The organism is Bacillus sp. mrc49 (genome assembly GCF_002803435.1).
The window spans coordinates 1-1,334 of sequence record NZ_PHNG01000104.1 but is presented as its reverse complement, the minus strand read 5'-3'; the positions used below and the strand labels follow the sequence as shown (position 1 = coordinate 1,334).

At 40.5% G+C, this 1,334-nt stretch carries 1 protein-coding gene; it reads left to right on the top strand.

Features of this window, described 5'->3' with window-relative positions; genetic code table 11:
* Positions 1-547: 547 nt before the first annotated feature.
* On the top strand, positions 548-1,334 hold a 787-nt coding region (locus CVN76_RS00700), incomplete at its 3' end, for an aldehyde dehydrogenase family protein (RefSeq protein ID WP_157805389.1).

The following is a 1,334-nucleotide window of genomic DNA, read 5'->3' as shown; positions in this document are numbered from 1 at the left end:
CTTCATCAGATTCCATTCCTTCAATTTCAGCCATTTTCTTGTTATATACAATCGTCCGTCCTTTTGTATCAATGATATGTATCCCAATATCGATTACATCCACAAGTGAGTAGAGGATGGTTTGGAAACCTTCTATCTTTATGATTTGGTCTAAATACATGAATGCCTCCCAGTTTATTTCATATGTTAGAGATTATTGTAGAGCAATAGAACAAAAGGTGCAATGAAAATTTGCGCAGCAAGATTATTTGGCGGCAGGGTGCAAAAATATTTTGCGAAATAAGGTAAAAATGCTGCTTTTTCATGATGAATCAGTTTGGCACGAAAATTGCATCTAGTAAAAGTGTTGCGGTTGAATGTGCAAAATACGAATTAGAGCAAAAAATAATGGCATCTATGACGATTTTGCCCCGAACATACTGCTTTTCATGGCAAATTTCATGCAAAATATTAATTTTTTTAAATAAAATGAAAAGTTGGCACGGAAATTGCTTGTTTAATAAGCGAGAAGTAAAAATATAAATTAACTTTAGGGAGATGAGCCATAATGGTCCAACCATATAAACACGAACCATTTACTAATTTTAAACTCGAAGAAAACGATAAAGCTTTTCAAGTGGCATTGAATGAAGTAGCTAATGAGTTAGGGAAGAAATACCCGCTAATCATTAATGGTGAAAAAGTGTTTACTGATGAAGTCATTACCTCTGTAAACCCGGCAAATAAAGAAGAAGTTATCGGAGAAGTTTCCAAAGCGAATAAGGATTTGGCCGAGCAAGCCATGCAAGCGGCAGATAAGACATTCCAAACCTGGAGAAAAACGAAAGCGGAAGTCCGTGCCAATATTTTATTCAGGGCTGCAGCCATCGTTCGCAGAAGAAAACATTATTTCTCGGCGCTATTGGTTAAAGAAGCAGGAAAGCCTTGGAATGAAGCGGATGCAGATACAGCGGAAGCAATCGACTTCATGGAATACTATGCACGTCAAATGCTGAAGCTTAAAGACGGCATGCCAGTGGAAAGCCGTCCGATTGAGCACAATGCATTCAGTTATGTTCCACTTGGTGTCGGTGTCATCATCTCACCTTGGAATTTCCCGTTTGCGATCATGGCAGGCATGACGACGGCGGCTCTTGTTTCAGGTAATACGGTTCTATTGAAACCAGCGAGTACAACGCCGGTCATTGCAGCTAAATTCATCGAGGTGTTGGAAGAAGCGGGCTTGCCTGCAGGAGTCGTGAACTTCATTCCAGGAAGCGGTGCCGAGGTGGGCGATTATTTAGTGGATCACCCTCGTACACGTTTCATCAGCTTTACCGGTTCACGTGATGTCG